This window comes from Prevotella sp. P5-92 (assembly GCF_002251245.1).
Classification (GTDB): Bacteria; Bacteroidota; Bacteroidia; order Bacteroidales; family Bacteroidaceae; genus Prevotella.
In genome coordinates this window covers 1-5,349 of sequence record NZ_NPJG01000128.1, presented here as the reverse complement: position 1 = coordinate 5,349, position 5,349 = coordinate 1, and the positions used below count along the sequence as shown (strand labels likewise).

The window sequence follows — 5,349 nt, the reverse complement described above, 5'->3', positions numbered from 1 at the left end:
TACTAATGAAAGAGAGTGAATGCCAAGGCATTTAGAGCTCATAGAGAGAGCTGCGCATCATGTTTGCCGCATGGAAACTCTGTGTCCTCTGTCGCTTGCGACCTACTCTATAAAACCACAAATCTCTTTTTCTCTTTGACTCTGTGGTTTAAATAAAACCCTTATACATAGAGAATTATCACATGCAAAACTAAAGTTAATTAGAAAAGAACTATGAGAAAGATCTTTTATTTAGCAATGGTGGCTGTTACAGCAATCTTTGCGGGCTGTGCAAACGACGAGGATGCACTGCTGCCAAATGACTCGCTGAAGGACACCCCAATCAATATCGATGTGCTGGTGTCGGGCATAAATACCCGTGCCGGATATGACAACACATCTCAGCCTACGATGTTCTATCTCTCGATAGACCAAAACGGCACGAAATACGACTACGCCAATGTCGTGATGAAATACGACGGGAGCAAATGGGTGGCATACGAGTCTGCTGCTGAGAATGCAGCAAAGAAACAACTTCTTTGGGAAGGCTCTGAAGCCAATGTCACCGTCACGGCGGCTACGTTCCCTCTGCCTAAGACTTCAACTTCTTATGCCCTCAGTGTACAGACCGACCAGTCAACTGCCGACGCAGTCAAGGCAAGCGACCATCTGTGTTATTACAGTTATATGGTCATGCCATCAATAGAAGGTATGAGTTTAGAGCTCGACCATATCATGTCGAAGATATCGGTCAAGCTAACCCTCGGCACGGAGTATAAAGCCTCAGAGACAAACCCCATCACATCAGTCACTGCTTTTGGCGCATCAACCGGCGCAACCTATTCTCCCGGGGTAGAAACGCCTTGGAGCGCAGGATCAAATGTTTCGAAGATTACTCTGTTTCCTTCCGTGGCATACAACAAAGCTGAGCGTACCGTCACCTACGAGGCCATCCTCGTGCCGCAGACGATAGCCGCAAACACTTTTGGAATAGAGATACGGATTGGCGAGAAGACCTACGAGTGGACATCTGCCGAAGCCTTCACATTGACAGGTGGCACAAACCACACCCTCGAAATGACAGTGGGCAATGCCAGCAGTGCAAACAACAATTAATAGAAATAATAGTACAATGAACAAGATAATATTTTGGACCATGGCAGCTATGGCATTCCTCCTTGCAAGCTGCGCTGGCGAAGAAGAGGTTACGACACCTGCTGATTCGCTGAAAGGAAAGCCCATCAATGTAGATGTATTGGTGTCGGACATCAAGACTCGTGCGGGCTATGATACGAAAAATCTGCCTACGAAGTTCTATCTTACCATCGACCAGGATGGCGAGAATTATGACTACACCAATGTCGTGATGAAATACGAGGAGGGCAAATGGGTGGCATACGCATCCGATGCTGCCGATGCTCCCACGGTAGAAATGATTTGGGCTAACGCTACGGGCACCATCGCCGTCAAGGCTGCCACGTTCTCCCTCACCTCTACATCAACCCCGCTCAATGCACTGACCGACCAGTCAACTGCCGAGGGCATCAAGGCAAGCGACCACCTGTATTATTCCAGCAATGCCGTCACGCCTTCTGAGAATGGCACCATCAGCATTCCGTTCGACCATATCATGTCGAAGTTGGAGATAACGGTTACGCTTCGCAATCAGTATGGAACCCCAGAGACAAACCCCATCACCTCTGCCATAGCCCTTGGCTCTGCCACCAGCGCCACCTATTCTCACGCAGTAGCAACGCCATGGAGCAACTACAATTCTGCCGTTTTAGACATTTCGTTATGCTCTTCTGGGTCATACAGCGCCACAGGGCGTACCGCCACCTACGAGGCTATCCTCATTCCGCAGAACATAGCAGCAAGCACCTTCGGAGTGAAAGTGACGATTGGCGACAAGACCTACACATGGAGATATGCCAATGCCGTCACGTTAGAAGGCGGCAAGAAATACACCCTTGACCTTACCTTGGGAAAGAACGAACTCACTCTCAACACACTCTCTGTCAGCAAATGGAACGAAGATAAAGTCACAGGATTAAATGCGGAACTCGTTATTCCTTATGTCACTTTCACGGCTAAAAGCGAACAGACATTCAAATTCGATATTTCAGATAACTTCGCATCCTCCCTTGGCGCGAATGAGTATTTCGAATACTCTGTAGGCGACGGCGAATGGACACAATTTAAAACAACCGTAGATAACATCAAATTTGGAGGCACCTTGGGAAGTCTCCGACTCCGCGGCAAGAGCAGTAAGGGTACGGCAACTGATCCAGGTTCTGGCTATTCAACAATTGAATTCACTACTCCAAACTCTCCAGTAGATTGCACCGGAGACATCCGCACGCTCATTGACTATGAAAACTACGCCGATGTAAGTACCGCAGACGCTAAGTTCTGTTCCTTATTTTATCTGAATAAAGAATTGAGGACTGCTCCAAAGCTTCCAGCTACAACATTAGCAAATTATTGCTATCGAGAAATGTTCACCTATTGCACCGCCCTCACAACGGCACCAGAGCTTCCTGCTAAAACATTGGCAGAGTTATGCTATTGTCTAATGTTCAGCGGTTGCTCCGCACTCACAACGGCACCAGCGCTTCCTGCTAAATCATTGGCAAAGAGTTGCTATTTCCAAATGTTCAACGGTTGCACCGCACTCACAATGGCACCAACGCTTCCTGCTGAAACATTGGCATTTGGTTGCTATCAAGGAATGTTCAGCGGTTGCACCGCACTAGAAACGGCACCAGCGCTTCCTGCTACAAAATTGGCAGTTAGTTGCTATCAAGGAATGTTCAGCAATTGCACCGCACTCTCAACGGCACCAGCGCTTCCTGCTGAAACATTGGCATTTGGTTGCTATCAAGGAATGTTCAGCGGTTGCACCGCACTAGAAACGGCACCAGCGCTTCCTGCTGAAACATTAGCAGGTAGTTGCTATAATGCAATGTTCAGCGGTTGCACCAAACTCTTAAAGGCACCAATGCTTCCTGCTAAAACATTAACAGAGAATTGCTATCAAGAAATGTTCCGCGATTGCACCGCACTAGAAACGGCACCAGAGCTTCCTGCTACAACATTGGCAGATGGTTGCTATCAAGAAATGTTCCGCGATTGCTCCGCACTCTCAAGTGTAACCATGTTGGCAACTAATGTCAGCGCAGTAATGTGTTTGGAAAATTGGCTTAATGGTGCAGGTACAAATGTTCAAGAAGGGAAAATTCATACATTGACATTGTATAATCAGGAAGTCCGTAATAAGATAATCAATTACTTACCTGAAGGTTGGTCTGTTCGGTGCAAGTATTAATAATCATTCAATCCCATCATAAACAGTTGGAGGCTGCAAGCGGCATGGTAAATGCCATTGCGGCCTTCATTGTGTCTGTAGGGAAATAGTCCCGACTACAAACCAAAACCAGCGAACTACAAACTAAAGTTTGATAAGCTTGGCTGCGTTCGGCATAACATTCAAGCGAGCTTAATGTTCTGCACTCACTTGCACAATCTTTGGCTATGGCATAAATAGTCGCTTGTTTTGCACTCCGAAAATAAAACAACAAGCGATTATGACAAAATTTGGGAAATGGTGCGTGTGAGTGAGGAAATCCCAAGAATCATTTTCCTGAAAGGGAAGGAAGAGAATGTATAACACCCTATCCTAATGTCATAAGAACACCCTATCCTAATATCATAAGAACTGTCCACAATAAAAAACACAAAGTAACAAATAAATCTTAATCTGCATAATTTCCGTGGATTTATTTGCTGATTTAATATAAAAGTTGTATTTTTGCAGCAAAAATATATTTTGTGGTATGAATGGAATAGAAGAAAGATACATCAGTCTGCTTACCGACTTCGGTTTTAAGCGCATATTCGGCACTGCCCCCAACAAGGACTTGCTGATAAATTTCCTTAATAGCCTCTTCGCCGGCAAGGAGGTTATCAAGGACGTGAAGTATCTCAACACCGAGCATTTCGGCGACAACACCTCGGCGCGCAAGGCCATCTTCGACGTGTATTGCGAGGGCGAGGACGGCGAGAAGTTCATCGTCGAGATGCAGAATGCCTATCAGGAATTTTTCAAGGACCGCTCCCTGTTTTATTCCACGTTCCCCATCCGCGAGCAAGCCAAGAAAAGCGCCGACTGGGACTTCAATCTCTCCCGCGTATATACCGTGGCGCTATTGAACTTCGACATGAAGGAGGAGGCTTTCGACAAGGAGGAGATAACCCACACCGTGAAGCTCTGCGACATCAAGACCAACAAGGTGTTCTACAAGAAGCTCGACTTCATATACGTAGAGATTGCCAAGTTCAAGAAGAAGGAGGACGAGTTGGAGACTCTCTACGACAAGTGGCTCTTCGTGTTGAAGAACCTTTACAAGTTGGAGAGCCGCCCCAAGGCGTTGCGCGACAAGGTGTTCGACCGTCTGTTCAAGGAGGCCGAGATAGCAACGTTCACTCCAGAGGAACTGCGTGAATACGAGGACAGCCTCAAGGCCTACCGCGACATCAAGAACTCCATTGATACAGCTAGGAGGGAAGGTCGCGTGGAAGAAAGAATTGCCATCGCACGCAACCTCAAGTCGATGGGTATGTCGATTTCTGACATCTCAAAAGCCACAGGTTTGCAGGAAGAGGAAATTGTCTCTATTTAATATCGAGGAACCACAGGAATAAGTACCACTGATCGCAACAAATAACGAACCAACGTAACAGTCCTTATGCCCCTGCAAAATACGGCATCTAAAAACCAAAGTTGGGCATCTACAAACCATATTGGGCGGTTTGGAGGATTGGATGTAATTTCGCAGCGTTCCTTTGTTTTGCACCCGAAATAGTGAGGAATGGTGTGTATAATTGTTAAATTGTCAGCATATTGAATAATTTTCTGATGATTTTGATGCTTATATGAAAGAAAATGTGTAATTTTGCAGCTACGATGGTGTATTTGATACACTTCTGTAAAGAAAAAGCAGGATTAAATTTGTTAATATCAGCAACGTATGATAGCGATGCCAACCATATACATTACCCATGACCGCCTAATCCTTAACGATTTAGGGGGTACTTGCTATGACACAGCAACGTCAGCGATATATAACATCATACACATAGCCTTCCGCAGGTGTCAGACAAGGGCACTTGCGGAAGACTTTGTGCGTTTTATGCATTAGTTACCGCGTGATTATAGAACAAAGTTTTCAATATTACAGAACATAAGATTTCAATAACAAATTAAAAAATAAAATAGTTTATGGAAGAAAGAAACAAGAAACACTACGTGGCACCTTCGATGAAGGTATATGAGACTGAGCCAACACAGATTTTGACAGGAAGCACCAA

At 45.6% G+C, this 5,349-nt stretch carries 3 protein-coding genes; all 3 read left to right on the top strand.

Annotated elements, in window-relative coordinates; translation table 11 throughout:
• The first annotated feature begins 213 nt into the window (after nt 1-213).
• The 3 genes from CIK99_RS14065 to CIK99_RS14055 all read left to right on the top strand — a co-directional run bounded on the left by CIK99_RS14065 (nt 214) and on the right by CIK99_RS14055 (nt 4,661).
• On the top strand, nt 214-1,095 hold the full coding sequence (locus CIK99_RS14065) for a fimbrillin family protein (RefSeq protein WP_094382131.1): 882 nt from the start codon (nt 214-216) through the stop codon (nt 1,093-1,095).
• Nucleotides 1,096-1,111: 16 nt separating this feature from the next.
• The gene (locus CIK99_RS14060; RefSeq protein ID WP_158215994.1) at nt 1,112-3,307 is read left to right on the top strand and encodes a fimbrillin family protein; all 2,196 of its coding nucleotides are present in this window, start codon (nt 1,112-1,114) and stop codon (nt 3,305-3,307) included.
• A gap of 508 nt (nt 3,308-3,815) precedes the next feature.
• Nucleotides 3,816-4,661, top strand: a complete 846-nt coding sequence (locus CIK99_RS14055; RefSeq protein ID WP_094382129.1) for an Rpn family recombination-promoting nuclease/putative transposase — start codon at nt 3,816-3,818, stop codon at nt 4,659-4,661.
• Nucleotides 4,662-5,349 lie beyond the last annotated feature (688 nt).